A 17587-nucleotide genomic window follows, 5' to 3' on the forward strand; every position below is an offset into this window, starting at 1 on the left:
GCGCTTCAGGCGTCATGGCCGGGCTGGGACGTGGGGACCCGCATGGTGATCAGCGTTCCTTCGTCCGGTGCGGTTTCTATCACGAGGCCGTGGTCGTCGCCGTACACCTGGCGGAGGCGTGCGTCGACGTTGCGCAGGCCAACATGGTCGCCGTCCGTATGTCCGGCGAGCACCGAGCGCAGATGCTCCGGGTCCATGCCCACGCCGTCGTCCTCGATGGTGACTTCAGCGAACGCCCCGGAATCGTTGGCGCAAATGGTGATATGGCCGGGGCCTTCCTTGGCTTCAAGGCCGTGCCGGACGGCGTTCTCCACCAGTGGCTGCAGGCTGAGGAACGGAATGACGGTACTCAGGACTTCCGGGGCGATCCGGAGGCTGACCTGGACGCGTTCGCCGAAGCGTGCCCGTTCCAGGAGCAGGTAGCGGTCAATGCATCGCAGTTCCTCAGCCAGCGTGGTGAAGTCCCCGTGCCTGCGGAACGAATAGCGGGTGAAGTCAGCGAACTCCACCACAAGTTCCCGGGCCCGTGCGGGATCGGTGTTGATGAAGGAGGCGATCGCGTTCAATGAGTTGTAGATGAAGTGCGGGCTGATCTGCGCCCGGAGTGCCCTGACTTCCGCCTCCATCAGCAGGGTCCGGGACGCTTCGAGCTCGGCGAGTTCCACCTGGGCAGCGATCCAGTCGGCCACCTCGCTGGTGGCCCGGACGAGCCCGGCGCCCGCGGAAGGGGCCAAGGCGGCGACCGAGCCCACCACCCGGGATCCGGCCCGGATCGGTGCAATGACAGCGCTGAAATCGTGATGGCCGCTTCCCGGTGCCGCCCGCGCCCCGGCGTGGGGGACGACTGCTGTCCGCCCGGTCGCCAGGACGTCTGCGGCCAGGCGCATCAGGTCCGGCCGCAGTTCTTCCCCCGCTCCATCCCATGCCAGGACCGAAGTGGTGTCCGTTATGGCCAGGGCATCGCATGCCAGGAGCGACCGCAACTGTTTGCTGGCCTTGGCCGCACCGGCAGGCTGCAGTCCGCTCCGAAGGTGCTGGCCTGCGCGCGAGGCGGCATGGAGGGTGTTGTACGTGGCCCGCTCGGCGTCGGTGCCCAGGTCCCGGAAGGAACGGATCACCTTGAGGCCGACCCCGACGACGACGGCCACGGCCAGCACGATGACCGAGATGGCGGCGGTGGTGAAAAGCGGGGAGTCAGGCATAGACACAGAGTAGCCAAAAGCCGCGGACAACAAGCGAACCGGCGCCGGCCCTGCCGTTTGCCGCAGCATCGCGACCGTTGAGCGACCGTGGTGCCCCGGATGCTGGAACACTCCGCAGGGCACGTTCGATAGTGATTGCAGTCACATTGGCAAGGCGCGTGAGCCGATGTGGAGAGATCACAACCAGGAGGAACCATGGGTAATGAGGCCCAACCCCAGGACGCCACGGCGTCGGTGGACTTTCAGGAAGTCCAGCAAACGGAGCGGTTCAAGACACTGCGCAAGAGGCATCGGAGTTTCGTCTTCCCCATGGCAGCGGCATTCCTGCTGTGGTACTTCGCCTACGTCCTGTTGGCCGACTATGCGGTGGAGTTCATGTCCATCAAAGTGTGGGGCAACATCAACATCGGGCTGATTTTGGGCCTGCTGCAGTTCGTCAGCACGTTCGGCATCACGGCTTGGTACGTGAGCTACTCCAACAGGAAGCTTGATCCGATCGCGGCCGAGATCCGGCACGAGATCGAGGGCCACGAATTCGACAAGGACGGCAACGCCATCAAGGGAGCCAGGAAATGAAGACACTCGTCCCTGCCGTGAACGTTGCGGCGCTGCAGGACACCACCCTGCTCAACATGGGCATCTTCGCCCTGTTTGTCCTGGTCACGATGGTTATTGTGTTCAGGGCCAGCCGGAACAACAAGACGGCGGCGGACTACTACGCGGCAGGCCGTTCCTTCACAGGGTCCCAGAACGGCACCGCGATCGCCGGCGACTACCTTTCAGCAGCCTCATTCCTGGGCATCACCGGCGCGATCGCCATCAATGGATATGACGGCTTCCTCTACTCGATCGGCTTCCTGGTGGCCTGGCTGGTGGCCCTGCTCCTGGTAGCCGAGCTCCTGCGGAACACCGGCAAGTTCACCATGGCCGACGTTTTGTCCTTCCGCCTTCGCCAGCGTCCCGTCCGGATCGCGGCCGCACTGTCCACCCTGGCCGTGTGCTTCTTCTACCTTCTCGCCCAGATGGCCGGTGCCGGCAGCCTTATTTCACTCCTGCTGGGCATCAGCGACTGGGGCGGACAGGCCCTGGTGATCATCGTCGTCGGCGCCCTCATGATCATGTACGTCCTTATCGGCGGCATGAAAGGCACCACCTGGGTGCAGATCATCAAAGCCATCCTGCTGATCGCGGGCGCTGCGGTGATGACCGCGTGGGTCCTGGCCATCTACGGCTTCAACCTCTCGAGTCTCCTGGGGTCGGCGGCCGAGGCAGCGAACAACCCGGCAGTCCTGAACCCCGGACTCCAGTACGGAAAGACCGAGACTTCCAAGCTGGACTTCATGTCCCTGGGACTTGCGTTGGTCCTTGGAACGGCAGCCCTCCCGCACGTACTGATGCGCTTCTACACCGTGCCTACCGCCAAGGAAGCCCGCAAATCCGTGGTGTGGTCCATCTGGCTCATCGGCTTGTTCTACCTGTTCACCCTGGTGCTTGGCTACGGCGCCGCGGCCCTGGTTGGTGCCGAAACCATCCGGACGGCCCCGGGCGGTGTGAACTCCGCAGCACCGCTGCTGGCCTTCCACCTCGGCGGACCGCTCCTGCTCGGCTTCATCTCCGCAGTAGCCTTCGCCACCATCCTCGCAGTGGTAGCCGGCTTGACCATCACCGCCGCTGCATCCTTTGCCCACGACATCTACGCGAACGTCATCGCCAAGGACAAGGCCGACGCCACCACGGAAGTGAAGGTCGCCCGGCGCACGGTGGTAGTCATCGGCGTCCTGGCCATCCTGGGCGGCATTTTCGCCAACGGACAAAACGTGGCGTTCCTGGTGGCGCTCGCCTTCGCTGTAGCAGCCTCGGCCAACCTGCCCACGATCGTCTACTCGCTGTTCTGGCGGAAGTTCACCACGCAGGGAGCGGTCTGGAGCATGTACGGCGGCCTGGCCTCGGCGATCCTGCTGATCACGTTCTCGCCCGTGGTGTCCGGCGCCAAGACGTCCATGATCCAGGGCGCCAACTTCGCCTTCTTCCCGCTCAGCAACCCCGGCATCGTGTCCATCCCGTTGGCCTTCTTCCTTGGCTGGCTGGGCACCGTCCTGGACAAGCGGCGCGAGGACCAGGCCAAACAGGCCGAGATGGAAGTGCGCTCGCTGACAGGCGTGGGAGCCGAAAAGGCGGTGGACCACTAGCCTGCAAAGACCAGAGGGGCTTCTCCTGCCGCACGGCAGGAGGAGCCCCTCTGCATGGACCGGCTACTTCTTCAAGCTGAGCCATTCCCGCAGTTGCGCCAGCGGCCAGGTGGTGACAATCCTCTCCCGGGGAACGCCCGCTGCCTCGGCGCGTTCGGCCCCGTATTGGAGGAAGTCGAGCTGTCCCGGGGCGTGCGCATCACTGTCGATGCTGAAGAGGCAGCCCGCATCAAGGGCCATGGCGATCAGATGATCGGGCGGATCCTGCCGCTCGGGCCGTGAGTTGATTTCGACGGCGACGCCCCACTCGGCACATTCCTTGAACACCTTGGCGGCGTCGAACTCGGATTCAGGCCGGGTCCCGCGGGAGCCCTGCACGAGGCGGCCGGTGCAGTGGCCGAGGACGTTGGTGTGGGGATCCCGGATGCCGCCCAGCATCCGCCCGGTCATGGTCTTCCGGTCCGAGCGGAGCTTCGAATGGACGCTGGCCACCACGACGTCGAGCTGGTCCAGCATTTCCGGTGTCTGGTCCAGCGTGCCGTCTTCCAGGATGTCCACTTCTATGCCTTTGAGCAGACGGAAACCCTCATGCTGCTGGTTGATCTCTTCTACCACGGCAAGCTGGGATTCGAGCCGTTCGACGCTCAGGCCATTGGCGATCGTCAGGTTGGGGGAGTGGTCGGTGAGGGCCAGGTACTCGCGGCCCAATGTCTTGGCCGCGGCCACCATGGTTTCGATCGGCGATCCGCCGTCAGACCAGTTGCTGTGGCTGTGGAGGTCGCCGCGGAGCTTTTCCCGGAGGCCATGTCCACCCGATGCCAACGGCTCGGCTCCGCGCTGGCGAAGATCGGCAAGGTAATCGGGGACCCGGTCTTCCAAAGCCTGGGTGATGACCTCTGCGCTGCGGTTGCCGACTCCCTTGACGCTCGTGATCCGTCCCGAAGCCACCAGCGAAGCCAGCTGTCCGGGCGAAAGCTGCCGCACGGCGTCGGCCGCTTTTCGAAAAGCCTGGACTTTGAACGCGGGGGCCAGGCTGCGTTCGAGCCAAAAGGAAATTTCGTCGAGCGCCTCTACGGGATCCATGGCTCCATGATCCACGAACGCGGCGCGCCATCAAACAGTGGGCAATGCCGACGGCGCGCCGGTCCGGGCCGGACCACCTAGTGGTGGTGGCTGGGGATTTGTATCTGGTTGCCTGGTTGCGGTGCCTGGCCGTGTTCCCCGTGGGGAACGGCGTACTGGCCCGCCATCGACGCGGCCAGGCCCGGGGTGGCAACCGAGGCAACAACGACGGCGGCTCCGAAAGCGGCCGCCAAAAGCCGCCCGGTCCTCGGCTGGCCGTGGGCGCCGCCGTCGTTGGTCTTTTTCTGCCGGTCCAGCCAGCCGGCTCCGGCGAGTGCCATGAGAACCAGGCAGAGCGCGGTGAGGTGGCTGATTCCTGTCGAACTGCCCGCTTCCGGCCCGACGGCCAGCACCAGGAGGTGTCCTGCCGCGGCCGCTGCCAGGGCGGGCTTGACCACCCTGGGAAGAACGAGGGAGTTTCGATGGAGCGCCATCAAGGCCCAGGCCATCAGGCCCAGTCCGGCAGCCAAGGTGGCTACGCCTGCTGCCGGCGTGGCTGCGCCACCTGGGAACGTGCCGCTGCCGGCCAGGTAGCCGGCAGCGAGCGACAGCTCCACCATCCCTGCAGCCATGGCAGCGAAACAGGCGAACAACAGCGCCGATGCCTTCAACGTTGGATGGTGTGGTTCCGTCATCGGCCTGTCCTCCCGCGTGGTGGTCCCCGAGTCGACTGTCACCAGACCTGCGTCCTGCCTAGGCGCGGGCAGAAGCAACGACGGCCTTGTCCTGGGACAGGGCAACACCCAGGAGAACCACGGCGCTGGCGAGGTGCAGGACGTTGTCCGCTCCGTTGAGGGCGATGATGTTCAGCGGGCTTCCCACCAGGAAGAGGCCCAGGACGCCAACCAGCAGGTAGACACCGCCAACCGTGGTGTTGACTCCCTTGGCCAGCGTGACGCTGTTCAGTCCGGCGTACAGGAGCGCTGCGCCGATGGCGAGGTGGATGATGTTGTGCAGCGGGTTGACCGCGAAGATGATCAGGGTTGCCCCCTCGGTGGCGAAGAACCCGGTTCCCGACGTAACGAAGAATCCGAGCACGCCTACCAGGAGGTACACGGCTCCGAAGATGGTGGCGATCAAGCGATTGGGCGAAGTACGCATGGTCCGAACCTTTCGGTGCTGGCCGGGGTCTGACCGGCCTTTGAACAAAGCCCCGGGCGGGGCTCTCAGCCAGTGGTTCGGATCATGCGTTGCCGTGGATGGGTCAGTTCACTGATTATTTTTCCGGCACCAGCCGGTCGTGTGGTGCGACGACGCTACGGGCGCAGGCGGATGCTGCTCATCTTGAGGTCGTCGGTGCCTTCGAAGACGTACCTCAAATCGATCGTCTTGCCCGTGCACTGCAGGGTTCCGGCAATGTCTGCCTTGTTGCTGCCGTTCTCGGAGTTCACGCTGACCGAGTTGTAATTGGGTTTGCAGGAGTCATCAAGTTCAAGGCTGGCAATGCCGTCGATGAAGGACTGTTTGTCCAACTCGTCCTTCAAGGCCTGGTGGAGGTAGGTATCGTAGGCTTCTTCGGTCTGGCCGGAGACCACGAGCGTGGTGAACTCATCGGCCAGGGAGCGGGCCTTGGATGTCGAGTTGCCTACCACGTTGACCAGCAGGAGCACGCCCACGACCGCCAGCACAATAACGCCGGCCACGATCCCCAGCACGATCCAGAGCACTTTCCGGCTCTTTCCGGACGGGGGTTGCTGCCCATAATGCGGCTGCCCGTACTGCCCGGGCTGGTACTGGCCGTACTGCCCGGGCTGCCCGGGCTGGTATTGGCCCTGGGCGTAGGGCGCGGCGTTCGGGTCGCCGTAGGCAGGGCCTTGCCCGGGAGCAGCGGACGACGGCGGCTGTTGCCACTGCGGGGCCCCTGCGTTGTGCGGCGGGTACCCAGGCGCCGGTGGAACGGGTGGCGGGTTCTGGCCGGGCTGCCCCTGGTGCGCGTTGGGTTCCTGCGGGTTGCTCACTGTGTGCCCCTTTCGGCGGCCTGCGGCAGCGCCACCCTAGCCGGGGTCCTCTGGCCGGCCCCCGATGCGTCCCTTGAATCAAATCGCATGGAGAGTCACGGAGGCAACACGACCCACCGCCCTTCAGGCCTCTGAGTGCCGGCCCAGCAAGGGCTGGACCCGGTAGGGAATCATTTCCCGCATGGCCAGGGCAGTATCCGTCCGGTCCACGCCGTCACAGGCCAGGATCTTTCCGTTGATCCGGAAGAGATCCTCGGCGTCCAGTGCGACGACGCGGAGGAGCAGGTCGGCAGATCCCGTCAGTCCGAAGCCCTCCAGGATCTCGGGGATGTCGGCCAGTTCCCGGGCCAGCGAGGCAAGCTTCTGCTGTTGCACATGCACTGTAATGAACGCTGTCAACGGGTAGCCGAGGGCAACAGGGTTGATCCGCCGTTCAAAGGACAGGAAGGCGTGCTTCTTTTCCAGTTGCGCCATGCGGGCCTGAACGGTGTTCCGGGACAGGCCCAGCTTCTGCGCGAGGGCCACCACAGTACCCCGGGGGTCCTTGGCCATGGCGGAGAGCAGCCGGGTATCAGTGCCATCCAAGGGTTGCATAATGCGCAAGATTAGCACGGCCTAGCCGTCCGTGACATGGCACAATGCTCAATTCCAGCCCTGACAGTTGTACCGCCTGCATCTTGTGAGTAGGGTCACAAATAACCCCGGCGAAGGAGCCGGGGCGTCGGTCTGCGGCTGCACCACAAGTGCAGCGAAGCCGACACAAACGAGCCGGAAGGGTGCGATCACCTGTGTTGACGGATAAGGCGGGCAAGGGAGCGCAAAGCGCCGCCCGGGGCCCTAGGCAAAGTGCACACAGTCCACTCAGGACTGGAGGCGATCTGCTCCAGCTGGTTTCACCGGAAGGGGAACGGATCAGCCACCCCGAATTCGATCTCTGGGTCAAAGACATCGGCGATGAGCACCTTGCCTCCCTGTTCGAGGACATGGTGGTTATCCGTCGCATTGACACGGAGGCCACCGCCCTGCAGCGGCAAGGAGAACTGGCTTTGTGGCCGCCGCTCCTGGGCCAGGAAGCCGCACAGATCGGCTCCAGCCGCTCCCTGCGGGACGACGACTTCGTGTTCCCCAGCTACCGGGAGAGCGGGGTTGCCTACATCCGGGGTGCCCGGGTCGAGGAAATTGTCAAAGTATGGCGCGGCAACGCGTCCTACAGCTGGGACCCCCAGCGCATCAACATGGCCACGCCCCAGATCATCATCGGATCCCAGAGCCTCCACGCCACGGGCTACGGCATGGGCATCCAGTTGGACGGAGCAAACACCGCTGTCCTGGCGTACTTTGGCGACGGCGCCACCAGCGAAGGTGACGTGAACGAGGCCATGGTCTTCGCCGCCAGCTTCCAGGCACCCGTGGTTTTCTTTTGCCAGAACAACCATTGGGCCATCTCGGAACCCGTGCGGGTGCAGTCCCAGGTCCAGCTGGCCGACCGGCCCAACGGGTTCGGCATCCCCAGCATGCGCGTTGACGGCAATGACGTCCTGGCCGTCATGGCCGCGACCCGCCTGGCGCTTGACCGGGCACGCAACGGCGGCGGCCCGACCTTCATAGAAGCCGTCACGTACAGGATGGGGCCGCACACCACGGCAGACGATCCCACCCGGTACCGGGATGCGAACGAACTCGAAGACTGGGCTGCGAAGGATCCGATTCTCAGGATCCGCAAGCTCCTGGAAGCCAAGGGGTTGCTGACCGAAGACCTGGAAGCAAAGGTCAAGGCTTCCGCCGATGCCGTGGCAGCCCAGTTGCGGTCAGGCTGCATCAACATGCCGGACCCGGAACCCCTGGACGTCTTCAACCACGTGTACAGCACGCCCAATTCCTGGATCGAACGCCAAAAGGACCACTACGCGCGTTACCTGAACAGCTTCAATGAAACCGCCGAGGAAGGTGCACGCTGATGTCCAAGCTCACGTTTGCCCGGGCCATCAATGCAGGCCTTCGCAAGTCACTGGAGAACGATCCCAAAGTGGTCCTGATCGGTGAGGACATCGGCGCTTTGGGCGGTGTCTTCCGCATCACCGACGGTCTGCAGAAGGATTTCGGCAAGCACCGGGTCATAGATTCCCCGCTGGCAGAATCGGGAATTGTCGGAACTGCCGTGGGTCTTGCCTATCGCGGCTACCGGCCGGTCTGCGAGATCCAGTTCGACGGGTTCGTGTATCCCGCTTTCGACCAAATCGTCAGCCAGGTTGCCAAGATGCACTACAGGACCCAGGGGCGGGTAAAGATGCCCATAACCATCCGCATCCCGTTCGGCGGCGGCATCGGCTCACCCGAACACCACTCCGAGTCCCCGGAGGCGTACTTCACGCACACCTCGGGGCTCCGCGTTGTGGCGGTCTCCAATCCCCAGGATGCCTACACCATGATCCAGCAGGCCATCGCCAGTGACGACCCGGTGCTGTATTTCGAACCCAAGCGCCGCTACCACGACAAGGGAGATGTGGACGAGTCCCTGGAGTTGTCCGCTGCCCTGCCAATGGACAAGGCGGCGGTGGTGAACCAGGGGACCGATGTCACGCTGGTTGCATACGGTCCGTTGGTCAAGACCGCCCGGGACGCGGCCCAGGCGGCGGCCGACGAAGGTGTGTCGGTGGAGGTCATCGACCTCCGCTCGCTGGCCCCCGTGGACTACCCCGCGGTGGAGGCGTCAGTCCGCAAGACGGGCCGTTTGGTGATCACCCATGAAGCCGGCCAGTCCGGCGGGTTGGGCGCTGAAATCGCCGCCAGCATCACCGAGCGCTGCTTCAACTATCTGGAAGCTGCACCCGTCAGGATCACGGGCTTCGACGTGCCCTACCCGTACTCCAAGCTGGAAATGCACCATCTTCCTGACCTGGACAGGATCCTGGATGGTGTGGACCGCACCCTTGGCCGCCCCAACTCGCTGAGTGGACTGGAAGGATGACCGCCGCCATGATCAAGGAATTCAGGCTTCCGGACCTTGGTGAAGGCCTGACCGAGTCGGAGATCCTGAGTTGGAAGGTGGCGGTGGGGGATACCGTGACCCTGAACCAGGTGATCGCCGAGGTGGAAACGGCCAAGGCAGTGGTGGAACTGCCGTCTCCGTTTGCGGGCAAGGTCGCGGCGTTGCACGAACAGCCGGGGACAGTGGTGGAAGTCGGCAAGCCCATCGTCTCTTTTGAAGTGGACGACGCCGGGTCCTCCAACGGCGGCAGCCCTGCCGGCGGAGCAGCACCAGCAGCGGTCAGCGGGGCGGCAGACACCGGCGACCAATCCGCCGTCGTGGACCAGGAAGCTGAAGCAGCCCCGGTAACCCGGCCCGTGGGTGCCCCCGCGCAACGCGAGCCGAACCTGGTGGGCTATGGCGCAGTGATCGAACAGGGCGGGAGGCCGACCCGCCGGGCGCGCGTCCTGGGAAAGGCCGGGGCAACGCTTCCCGGCCCCGAAGCGCAGGAGGCCGGGGTGGCCGGAACGCCGGCCGAACGGCCGCGCTCCACCCCGCCGGTACGCAAACTTGCCCGGGACCTGGGCATCGACCTTGCCTCGGTACCCGGCACCGGGCCTGGAGGCCTCATCACGAGGGAAGACGTCAGGAGTTTCACCGCCGACGCGCCGGAAACCGCTGGTGCAGGGCCGGCTCTGTCAGAAGGACGGGAAACCCGCATCCCCATCAAGGGGGTTCGGAAATTCACCGCGGCCGCCATGGTGGAAAGTGCCTTCACGGCACCACACGTTACGGAGTTCCTCACGATCGACGTCACCGCCGGCATGGACTTGCTGGCCCGGCTCAAGGGAAGCAAGACCTTCGAGGGCTTAAAGCTCACGCCGCTGACCCTTGCCGCGAAGGCTGTCCTGATCGCGCTGCGGAACAACCCCACCCTGAACTCCCGCTGGGACGGGGAACGGCAGGAGATCGTTCAGTTCAACTACGTCAACCTCGGCATTGCGGCGGCCACGCCGCGGGGACTGACGGTGCCGAACATCAAGGACGCCGACCAGTTGCCGCTGCGGGAACTGGCCTCGGCCATTGCTGAACTGACCGACACTGCCCGCGCCGGAAAGACAACGCCGGCGGAGCTTTCCGGTGGCACCATCTCCATCACCAACATCGGTGTTTTTGGCATCGATGCCGGGACGCCGATCCTGAACCCGGGCGAGGCCGCGATCCTGGCCCTCGGTTCGGTCAGGAAAGCCCCCTGGGTGGTGGATGACGAACTGGCGGTCCGGCAGGTCATGTCCCTGAGCCTGTCCTTCGACCACCGCCTGGTGGATGGCGAGCAAGGGTCCCGCTTCCTCGCCGATGTGGGCGCCATTCTCTCCGATCCCGGCATGGTCATGACCATGGTCTGAGCGGTTGGCCTGGGCTGCCCACCGCGGTGGCAGCCCAGGCCCGGCTTTAGTCCTCGGTGGGGGTCGTCCTGTTGCTGTGCACCGTCCGCCACGTATGTTCCGGCTCGAAACCCAGGAGCCTTCGGGCCTTGTCGATGGACAGCATGGTTTCGTGCCGGCCCAGTTCCTTCAAAACCTCGACGCCGGGAAACACTTCCGCCGCCAGCCCGGCGCTGCTTCGGGTCATGACGGTGTCCGCGGCCGCGATGATGAAGGCCTCGAACCCTGGCAGGCCGTGCTGGAGGGCCAGGGCAACGGCCTGGGCGCCGTCCCTGGCATCGATGTAGCCCCACAGGTTCCACTTGCGGAGGGCCGGGTCGGCGTCGAAAGACGGGAACGCATCGTAGTCCTCGGGATCCATGACGTTGGAGAACCGCAACGCCGTGATACTGAGGTCCGGGTCCCAGCGGGTGAGCTGGACAGCCATCTGCTCTTCAAGGTGCTTGACCAGGGAATATGTGCTTTCCGGCCGGGCGGCAAACTCCTCATCGACCGGAATGTACGGCGGATCGATGTCGAAAGGAAGCCCGAGCACCGTCTCGCTGGAGGCGTACACCACCTTCTTGATCCCGGCCCGGCGGGCCGCCTGGAACACGTTGTAGGTGGAGAGCATGTTGTTGTGGAAGATCGCGGCGTCCGGTGCAAGGCCCGGTGCGGGTATTGCGGCCAAGTGGACCACCGCGTCGAGGCCGCTGTGCCGGTCGTCCAGGCCCAGGATCACATCTGCTGCCTGCCCATAGTCGCGAAGGTCTACGGTGACAAAGCCCGCGCCCCGCCGGCCGTCCCGGTCCAGGTTGAAAACGTGATGGCCATCCTGCGTCAACCGCCGGACCACGCTCCTGCCCAGTTTCCCGCTTCCGCCCGTCACGGCAATCTTCATGATGCGCTCCTTGATGTGGCTCTGACCCATGGCTTTTCCGTTGCAAAACTGCAGTGTGATCCAGCCTATGGGCGCCGGTACCGGGTTTCAGCCCTTGAACCTGGCCCTGTGAGTCCCAGGCATGTCAGTCCCCCCGGGGTGCTTGGCCAGCAACGCTGCCACGGCCATGTGTTCCAGGATCGGGCGGGCGGAGCTTGCAGCGATTCTGCGGCCGTGCTGCCGGACGGAATGCGGAGTGGAATTGATCAGGCCAAAAGCTGCGTGGGCGCGGACGCGGAGGTCGGCAGCCTCCGTCCCGGCATGGATGTGGCCCAGGACCTCCACCCACACTTCCACATAGGCGCGCTGAAGGGACCTGACCTCCGCCTGGTCCTGGTCGCTGAGGCTCCCAAAGTCGCGGTCCTGGACGCGGATGACCTCAGGATTCCTCAGCGCGAAGTCCACGTGGAAGGAAACGAGGTCCCGCAGTGCCTTTGACGAATCTCCCGCCTCAGCTGCAACGGTCCGCCCGCCACTAAGCAAATCGCGGCTGACGCTCAACAGGAGCTCGCCCAACACTGCCCGCTTGCCGGAAAAATGCCGGTACACGGCAGGGCCGCTGACTCCTGCGGCAGCGCCAAGGTCCTCCAGGGAGACCTGGCTGTAGCCGTATTCGGCAAAAAGACCGGCCGCCGCGGACAGCAGCGCGGCACGCCGTTCCTCCTTGGCCTGGCTGCGCTGGGTCGTGGCACTGCGACCGCCCTGGATATCGGCGCGGGTTCCGTTCACACCTGTGGGGGAAGCTCCGGTCATTCTTCCTCCTTGGCACACCCGCACTGTGCTGGACATCACAGTTAATCCAGACTAACCTAAATTTCAGTTATGGGGCACTAACCGAAATGGTTTGGCGGGTATCGGCAGGGCCGGGAATGGATCAGTGGTCGATGGAGACAATCGCCAGCGTGGCAGGAGCCAACACCGGTTCCTTTGAGGCCACCATGGAAAAGCAGCTTGCGCTCGTCCGGGAATTGAAGGAGCGGCTCGGCAAGGCGGCGCTGGGCGGTCCGGAAAAATCGAGGGAGCGGCACATCGCCCGCGGCAAGCTTCTACCCCGTGAACGCATCGATTACCTGCTGGACGAGGGCAGCCCCTTCCTGGAGATCGCACCCCTGGCAGCCTACGGAATGTACAACGATGACTCGCCCGGCGCTGGAGTAATTGCCGGCATCGGGCTCGTCCACGGCCGTCACGTCCTGGTCATATCGAACGATGCCACGGTCAAGGGCGGGACCTACTATCCCATGACCGTCAAAAAGCACCTCCGGGCCCAGGAAATCGCCTTGGAGAACAATCTTCCGTGCATCTACCTTGTGGACTCCGGTGGAGCGTTCCTGCCGAAGCAGGACGAGGTGTTTCCGGACAAGGAGCACTTCGGCCGCATCTTCTACAACCAGGCCAGGATGTCTGCGGCGATGATCCCCCAGATTGCCTCCGTCATGGGCTCCTGCACGGCGGGCGGTGCGTACGTCCCTGCCATGAGTGATGAGACCGTGATCGTCCGCAACCAGGGCACCATCTTCCTGGGTGGACCGCCCCTGGTGAAAGCCGCCATTGGCGAGATTGTCACGGCAGAGGAGCTGGGTGGCGGCGATGTCCACGCGAAGATCTCCGGGGTGGCGGACCACCTTGCGGAGAACGACCAGCATGCGCTGGAGATTGTCCGCGACATTGTGGCGACGTTACCCAAGCCGGCCCCGCCGGCCTGGGACGTGCTCGACGTCGTCCTGCCGCCCGTCGTCGATCCCGCGGGCATGTACGGTGTGGTTCCCACGGACGTCAATGCCCAGTACGACGTCCGGGAGGTCATCGCACGGATCGTTGACGGATCGCAGTTCCACGAGTTCAAGAAGGAATACGGCACCACACTGGTCACCGGCTTCGCGCACCTGCATGGACACCCGGTGGGCATCGTGGCCAACAACGGCGTGCTCTTCAGCGAATCCTCCCTCAAAGGGGCCCACTTCATCGAGCTCTGCGACCAGCGCGGCATCCCGCTGGTCTTCCTGCAGAACCTGTCCGGCTTCATGGTCGGCAAGGACTATGAACAGGGCGGCATCGCCAAGAACGGCGCCAAGATGGTCACTGCCGTGGCGACCGCGCGGGTCCCCAAACTCACGGTGGTCATTGGCGGCAGTTTTGGTGCGGGGAACTACTCCATGTGCGGCCGCGCCTACTCGCCGCGGTTCCTGTGGATGTGGCCGGCGGCCCGCATCTCGGTCATGGGCGGCAACCAGGCATCGAGTGTCCTGGCAACTGTGAAACGGGACCAGCTGGCCGCGGCAGGGGAGGACTGGTCCGCCGAAGACGAGGAAGCCTTCAAAGCACCGATCCGGCAGCAATACGAGGACCAGGGGAGCCCCTACTACTCAACAGCACGGTTGTGGGACGACGGAATCATCGATCCCGCGGACACCCGCCGCGTCCTGGGCATGGCCCTCGATGTCGTTTCCCGCCGGCAACTGCCCGCGACCTCCTTCGGCCTCTTCAGGATGTGACCATGACCGTGCCGGCAACCACAACAATCCCTTTGCAGCAATCCACCAGGCGGCCTTTCGCGGCTGTCCTCGTGGCCAACCGCGGTGAGATAGCCTGCAGGGTCATCGCTACGCTGAAAGACCTCGGCATCCGTTCCGTCGCCGTCTATTCAGACGCGGACAAGCACGCCAAGCACGTGGCGCTCGCGGACACCGCGGTAGCGATCGGCGGAACAGCGCCCGGCGACAGCTACCTCAAAATCGAGGCGATCATCGACGCCTGCCGCCGGACAGGTGCCGAGGCCGTCCATCCCGGATATGGTTTCCTGTCCGAAAACGCTGAGTTCGCCAGGGCCCTGGACAAGGCAGGGATCACGTTCATCGGTCCGGGTATTGAAGCGCTGGACATCATGGGCGACAAGATCCGCTCCAAGAACCACGTGATGGGCTACGGCGTGCCCTGTACCCCCGGAATCGCGAAGCCCGGCCTGACTGACGAGGACCTGATCGAAGCAGCCCCGGGCGTCGGATTCCCGCTCCTCATCAAGCCCTCAGCAGGAGGCGGGGGCAAGGGCATGCACGTCGTGGAGAACCCGGAAGACCTCCCCGCCACGTTGAAAACGGCCCGTCGCGTTGCCGCCGCCGCTTTCGGCGATGACACGCTCTTCCTGGAACGGCTGGTGCGCTCACCCCGGCACATTGAGGTCCAGATCCTGGCCGATAACCATGGAAACGTCATCCATCTCGGCGAGCGTGAGTGCTCACTCCAGCGCCGCCACCAAAAAGTCATCGAGGAAGCACCATCAGCGCTCTTCGCCTCGCTTCCGGACGGAGAAGCACGGCGGGCCGAAATTGGGCAGGCGGCCTGCAACGCCGCACGATCGGTGAACTACAGTGGCGCCGGAACTGTGGAATTCCTGGTCTCCGATGAACACCCCGACGAGTTCTTCTTCATGGAGATGAACACCCGCCTGCAAGTGGAACACCCTGTCACCGAAATGGTGACAGGCGTCGACCTCGTGGAATGGCAGGTGCGCATCGCGGCCGGTGAGGTGCTCACGCTGGCGCAGTCCGACGTCGTGCTTAATGGCCACGCGGTGGAGGCGCGCGTTTACGCGGAGGTGCCCGAACGGAATTTCATGCCCTCCATGGGACGGGTTGTCGCCCTCGACGAAGCCGGCGGCGGCGACAACGTCCGGATCGATTCAGCGCTTCTGCCAGGCCTGCAGGTTACCGGGGACTACGACCCCATGCTCGCCAAGGTCATCGCCTGGGGCCCGGACCGGCGAACGGCCCTGGACACACTGGATGCCGCCCTGGCGGACTACACCCTGCTCGGGCTCGATACCAACGTGGAGTACCTGCGCCTGCTGGTCAACGACCCCGACGTCCGGGCCGGTCATCTGGACACGGGGCTGATCGAGCGCAAGCTGCAGGGCATGGCGTTCAGGCACGTCAGAGCGAACGAACTGACGGCGGCGGCGGTATTCCTGTGGTTGCAGCGGCAAGGTTTCAGGCATGCCGGAGACGCGTGGGCTGCGCCCGACTCTTGGCGCGTAGGGGCGCCGGCTGCATGGACAACGTCGTTTGGCCTTCCCGACGGCAGCATGGCGACCGTCGCGGTGACTGACCAGCAGGACGGTTTGAGGGTAGTCGTCGACCGCGGACCGGACGTCAGGCAGGAGGCCGCACCCGTTGCGGTGACCTCCGTGGACGGAGGGCGGCTGGTCCTGGAGATCGACGGCGTTCCGGCCACCTTTGCCGTGGGCCAGGAAACCGGCGTCCTGCACCTGGGCAACGACGGGTGGTCCTGCCGCCTCGGAATCCTGGATCGCGCCGAACGCCTCAAGCGGATACTGGCCGGGATCGCACGCCAGGAAGGCGCAGCCGATCCCGAAGTGCGCTCGCCGATGCCGGGAACGGTGGTCTCCGTCTCCGTGGCGGACGGGGACCCCGTGGAAGAGGGCCAGGTACTGCTGGCCGTCGAAGCCATGAAGATGGAACACCAGTTGGCGGCGACCGTTGCGGGAACCGTTCGCCTGACCATCAAAACCGGCGACCTCGTCAAAGCCGACCAGGTCCTGGCCACCATTCACGTTGCAGACGCCACCACAGACAAGGAAGTCCAGCCATGAGCACGTTCGACCTTTCGGATGAATACCAGGACCTTAGCGACTCCGTCCGCGAATTCGCGGACGACGTGGTGGCTCCCGTATCAGCCAAGCACGACGAAGAGCACAGCTTTCCGTACGAGGTAGTGAAGCAGATGGGGGAGATGGGCCTCTTTGGCTTGCCCTTCCCCGAGGAGTACGGAGGCATGGGCGGGGACTACTTCGCCCTCGCCCTGGCCCTGGAACAACTGGGCCGGGTGGACCAGTCCGTGGCCATCACCCTCGAAGCCGGTGTATCGCTGGGGGCCATGCCTGTCTACCGCTTCGGCACGGACGAGCAGAAACAACAGTGGCTTCCGCAGTTGGCGTCGGGCCAGGCGCTCGCAGGCTTCGGACTGACCGAGAGGGAAGCAGGCTCGGACGCCGGTGGTACCAAGACCCACGCCCATGTGGAAGATGGCGAATGGGTCATCAACGGCAACAAGGAGTTCATCACCAACTCCGGCACGGACATCACCAGGCTGGTAACGGTCACGGCGGTCACCGGAAAGGAAGAACGCCCGGACGGGACCGTTAAGAAGGAGATCTCCACCATCCTGGTTCCCACGGACACCGCCGGTTTCAAGGCGGAGAAGCCGTACAACAAGGTGGGCTGGAACGCCTCCGACACCCACCCGCTGACACTGGACAACGTCCGCGTCCCGGAAGCCAACCTGCTGGGTGAGCGCGGCCGCGGCTACGCCAACTTCCTCTCCATTTTGGACGAGGGCCGCATCGCCATTGCCGCGCTTGCTACCGGGGCAGCCCAGGGCTGCGTGGACCTCTCGGTGAAGTATGCCAAGGAACGCAGCGCGTTCGGGCAGAACATCGCCAAGTACCAGGCCATCCAGTTCAAGATCGCGCGCATGCAGGCCCGGGCCCACACCGCACGCCTTGCCTACTACGACGCTGCCGCCCGGATGCTGGCGGGCAAGCCGTTCAAGACCGAAGCGGCCATCGCTAAGATGGTCGCAGGCGAGGCAGCCATGGACAACGCGCGGGATGCCACCCAGGTATTTGGCGGCTATGGCTTCATCAACGAATTCACCGTGGCCCGGCATTACCGGGACTCCAAGATCCTTGAGGTCGGGGAGGGCACCACGGAGGTTCAGCTGATGCTCATCGCCCGCGAGCTGGGTCTGTAACCGCAGGGGAAGGAT

Annotated in this window: 16 protein-coding genes; 8 read left to right on the forward strand and 8 right to left on the reverse strand. The window is 64.6% G+C overall.

Annotated features, from left to right (window positions below; translation table 11 throughout):
* Positions 1-5: 5 nt before the first annotated feature.
* Entirely contained in the window at positions 6-1202 is a 1197-nt protein-coding gene (locus tag ACUYMZ_RS08620; protein WP_481602769.1) for a sensor histidine kinase, read from the reverse strand.
* Between the two features lie 195 nt (positions 1203-1397).
* Here ACUYMZ_RS08620 and ACUYMZ_RS08625 point away from each other — a divergent pair, with 195 nt between their 5' ends.
* On the forward strand, positions 1398-1778 hold the full coding sequence (locus ACUYMZ_RS08625; protein ID WP_426006747.1) for a DUF485 domain-containing protein: 381 nt from the start codon (positions 1398-1400) through the stop codon (positions 1776-1778).
* The gene (locus ACUYMZ_RS08630) at positions 1775-3391 is read left to right on the forward strand and encodes a solute symporter family protein (protein ID WP_426006749.1); all 1617 of its coding nucleotides are present in this window, start codon (positions 1775-1777) and stop codon (positions 3389-3391) included. The genes ACUYMZ_RS08625 and ACUYMZ_RS08630 overlap by 4 nt, the downstream gene beginning before the upstream one ends.
* A 63-nt stretch (positions 3392-3454) precedes the next feature.
* Here the strand turns inward: ACUYMZ_RS08630 and ACUYMZ_RS08635 are convergent, their stop codons facing one another.
* From ACUYMZ_RS08635 to ACUYMZ_RS08655, 5 genes are all read right to left on the reverse strand, one after another.
* Complete coding sequence (locus ACUYMZ_RS08635) at positions 3455-4474, reverse strand: PHP domain-containing protein (protein WP_481602770.1); 1020 nt, start codon at positions 4472-4474, stop codon at positions 3455-3457.
* Positions 4475-4551: 77 nt separating this feature from the next.
* Entirely contained in the window at positions 4552-5148 is a 597-nt protein-coding gene (locus ACUYMZ_RS08640; RefSeq protein ID WP_481602771.1) for a hypothetical protein, read from the reverse strand.
* Between the two features lie 58 nt (positions 5149-5206).
* Entirely contained in the window at positions 5207-5614 is a 408-nt protein-coding gene (locus ACUYMZ_RS08645) for a DUF4383 domain-containing protein (RefSeq protein WP_426006752.1), read from the reverse strand.
* Positions 5615-5769: 155 nt separating this feature from the next.
* Entirely contained in the window at positions 5770-6471 is a 702-nt protein-coding gene (locus ACUYMZ_RS08650; protein ID WP_481602772.1) for a hypothetical protein, read from the reverse strand.
* 123 nt (positions 6472-6594) lie between these two features.
* Positions 6595-7065: an Lrp/AsnC family transcriptional regulator gene (locus ACUYMZ_RS08655; RefSeq protein WP_426006754.1), complete on the reverse strand. Its 471-nt coding sequence runs from the start codon at positions 7063-7065 to the stop codon at positions 6595-6597.
* A gap of 194 nt (positions 7066-7259) precedes the next feature.
* Between ACUYMZ_RS08655 and pdhA the strand changes: the two genes are divergently transcribed.
* Genes pdhA through ACUYMZ_RS08670 form a run of 3 tightly spaced genes read left to right on the forward strand, consistent with a single transcriptional unit; the run spans position 7260 to position 10845 of the window.
* Complete coding sequence (gene pdhA, locus ACUYMZ_RS08660) at positions 7260-8429, forward strand: pyruvate dehydrogenase (acetyl-transferring) E1 component subunit alpha (RefSeq protein WP_481602773.1); 1170 nt, start codon at positions 7260-7262, stop codon at positions 8427-8429.
* Positions 8429-9439 carry an alpha-ketoacid dehydrogenase subunit beta gene (locus tag ACUYMZ_RS08665; RefSeq protein ID WP_426006756.1) on the forward strand — a complete coding sequence of 337 codons (1011 nt, stop codon included), beginning with the start codon at positions 8429-8431 and terminating at the stop codon, positions 9437-9439. Before pdhA ends, ACUYMZ_RS08665 begins: the two co-directional genes overlap by 1 nt.
* Positions 9436-10845 carry a dihydrolipoamide acetyltransferase family protein gene (locus tag ACUYMZ_RS08670; RefSeq protein ID WP_481602774.1) on the forward strand — a complete coding sequence of 470 codons (1410 nt, stop codon included), beginning with the start codon at positions 9436-9438 and terminating at the stop codon, positions 10843-10845. The genes ACUYMZ_RS08665 and ACUYMZ_RS08670 overlap by 4 nt, the downstream gene beginning before the upstream one ends.
* Positions 10846-10891: 46 nt before the next feature.
* On the opposite strand, the gene ACUYMZ_RS08675 is transcribed toward ACUYMZ_RS08670, so the two are convergent.
* Both ACUYMZ_RS08675 and ACUYMZ_RS08680 read right to left on the reverse strand, forming a co-directional pair.
* On the reverse strand, positions 10892-11764 hold the full coding sequence (locus ACUYMZ_RS08675; protein ID WP_481602775.1) for an NAD-dependent epimerase/dehydratase family protein: 873 nt from the start codon (positions 11762-11764) through the stop codon (positions 10892-10894).
* Between the two features lie 87 nt (positions 11765-11851).
* The gene (locus tag ACUYMZ_RS08680) at positions 11852-12556 is read right to left on the reverse strand and encodes an SACE_7040 family transcriptional regulator (protein ID WP_481602776.1); all 705 of its coding nucleotides are present in this window, start codon (positions 12554-12556) and stop codon (positions 11852-11854) included.
* A gap of 131 nt (positions 12557-12687) precedes the next feature.
* Here ACUYMZ_RS08680 and ACUYMZ_RS08685 point away from each other — a divergent pair, with 131 nt between their 5' ends.
* Genes ACUYMZ_RS08685 through ACUYMZ_RS08695 form a run of 3 tightly spaced genes read left to right on the forward strand, consistent with a single transcriptional unit; the run spans position 12688 to position 17572 of the window.
* Complete coding sequence (locus tag ACUYMZ_RS08685) at positions 12688-14298, forward strand: carboxyl transferase domain-containing protein (protein WP_481602777.1); 1611 nt, start codon at positions 12688-12690, stop codon at positions 14296-14298.
* Positions 14299-14300: 2 nt separating this feature from the next.
* Positions 14301-16412, forward strand: coding sequence for an acetyl/propionyl/methylcrotonyl-CoA carboxylase subunit alpha (locus ACUYMZ_RS08690; RefSeq protein WP_481602778.1), 2112 nt, complete (start codon positions 14301-14303; stop codon positions 16410-16412).
* Complete coding sequence (locus tag ACUYMZ_RS08695) at positions 16409-17572, forward strand: acyl-CoA dehydrogenase family protein (RefSeq protein ID WP_442424188.1); 1164 nt, start codon at positions 16409-16411, stop codon at positions 17570-17572. Before ACUYMZ_RS08690 ends, ACUYMZ_RS08695 begins: the two co-directional genes overlap by 4 nt.
* Positions 17573-17587: the final 15 nt, after the last annotated feature.

This window comes from Arthrobacter sp. T572 (genome assembly GCF_056780115.1).